This window comes from Halovenus rubra (genome assembly GCF_026586665.1).
Taxonomy (GTDB): Archaea; Halobacteriota; Halobacteria; order Halobacteriales; family Haloarculaceae; genus Halovenus; species Halovenus rubra.
In genome coordinates this window covers 1-1,575 of the sequence record NZ_JAODIY010000029.1, presented here as the reverse complement: position 1 = coordinate 1,575, position 1,575 = coordinate 1, and the positions used below count along the sequence as shown (strand labels likewise).

1 protein-coding gene is annotated in these 1,575 nt (G+C 58.5%); it reads left to right on the top strand.

Features of this window, described 5'->3' with window-relative positions:
- The first annotated feature begins 139 nt into the window (after positions 1-139).
- The gene (tnpC, locus tag N5098_RS15140) at positions 140-1,567 is read left to right on the top strand and encodes an IS66 family transposase (RefSeq protein ID WP_267638724.1); all 1,428 of its coding nucleotides are present in this window, start codon (positions 140-142) and stop codon (positions 1,565-1,567) included.
- Positions 1,568-1,575 lie beyond the last annotated feature (8 nt).

Genomic DNA, 1,575 nt, shown 5'->3' with positions numbered 1-1,575 from the left:
GTACGTGTTTACCCCCAATCGATTTCGATAGTCTCTCGTAGGAGCCGCGAAATTGGTTGCGTAGATCGATGCAACAGGCGGACAAACGTATCTCGGAGGGATGGTCTCCCGCTCGGAGACCATCCCGTCTCGCCTGTTCATGACTTCTTCAGACCCCTCCAAAGAAGAGATACTCAACCGCATTGCTGCGCTTGAAAAAGAAAATCAACAGCTTCGAGAAAAGGTCGAAGAGCTTGAAGAGCTCCGTGAGGAGAACAAGCGCCTCAGAGCAAAGCTCCGGTGGTACGAAGGACCGCATACACCACCGAGCAAGGACCAATCGGAACAAGAGGAGTCGTCCTCGTCCGGTGGGGACGAGGACGACGAACAGCCACGTACTGACGGTGGCACGCCTGGCCGAAAGTCCGGACACGAACCGGAATGGCGCGACGCTCCTGATCCAGATCAAGAAATCGAGGTTACTTGTGACTGCTGTCCAGAGTGCGGTGAAGCGTTCGACGAGTCGGCGGGCGTCAGCCCCCGACTCGTCGAGGAACTCCCTGACCCACAGCCACCGGAAGTCACACAGTACAACCGCCACCACTACGAGTGTCACTCCTGTGGAACTGAGACTGTTGCTTCACACCCCGACTGCCCCGATGAGGGGCAGTTCGGGGTGAACGTCATCGCACAAGCAGCGTTGTCTCGGTATGATCACCGCCTACCCTATCGGAAGGTCGGTGACCGCTTCGAACAACTCCACGGACTGGAGCTGTCGGGCGCGTCCGCATGGCACGCGACCGAGCGCGCTGCGCGCGCCGGTCGCTGTGAATACGAGAAGATCCGCCACCAAATCCAACAAGCCGACGTTGTCCACGTTGACGAGACTGGAATCAAACGTGACGGAGAACAGGCGTGGATCTGGACGTTCACCACCGAGAACCACACGCTGTATGCGGTCAGGGAGAGTCGAGGAAGTGATGTTCCCGCAGAAGTCCTCGGCGAGGACTTCGCGGGAACGGTTGTCTGTGATGGGTGGACGGCTTATCCGGCCTTCAGCAGCAACCTCCAGCGGTGTTGGGCGCATATTCTCCGAGAGGCTGAAGACGCTGCTGAGAAGCAGGCGGAAGGCGAACCGATCTACCGTACTCTCAAACAGCTGTACGTCGCTCTCCAGACTCGGCTGGAGAGCGACTTGACAGTCCGTGAGCGAGCAGAACTCCAGCGTGTGGCGCGCAGAGAGCTTGATTCCCTGATAGAGCGGTCAGTGCCCGACGGACCAGTGGCAACACTACTCGGAAAGATCGAAGGAGGCCTCGACCACTGGCTCACCTTCGTCGGTGAGCCAGCGGTCTCTCCAACGAATAACGCTGCTGAAAACGCGCTTCGTGAGCCGGTAGTTCTCCGGAAGCTCATCGGAACGCTCCGGAACGACCGCGGCATGTTCGTTCACGAGACCCTGTTGTCCCTGCTGGCGACCTGCCGCCAGCAGGGACGCAATCCTTACGAAGAATTCAAGCGAATCGCTCGAAACAACGAGATGATCTCACGAGCTCAGGCTGTACCCGCTGTTGCGTCATCGGGGTAAACACGTAC

What these genes read in the sequence shown, in the direction of transcription:
- tnpC (WP_267638724.1), top strand. Translation starts at nt 140, where the DNA reads ATGACTTCTTCAGACCCCTCCAAAGAAGAGATACTCAACCGCATTGCT.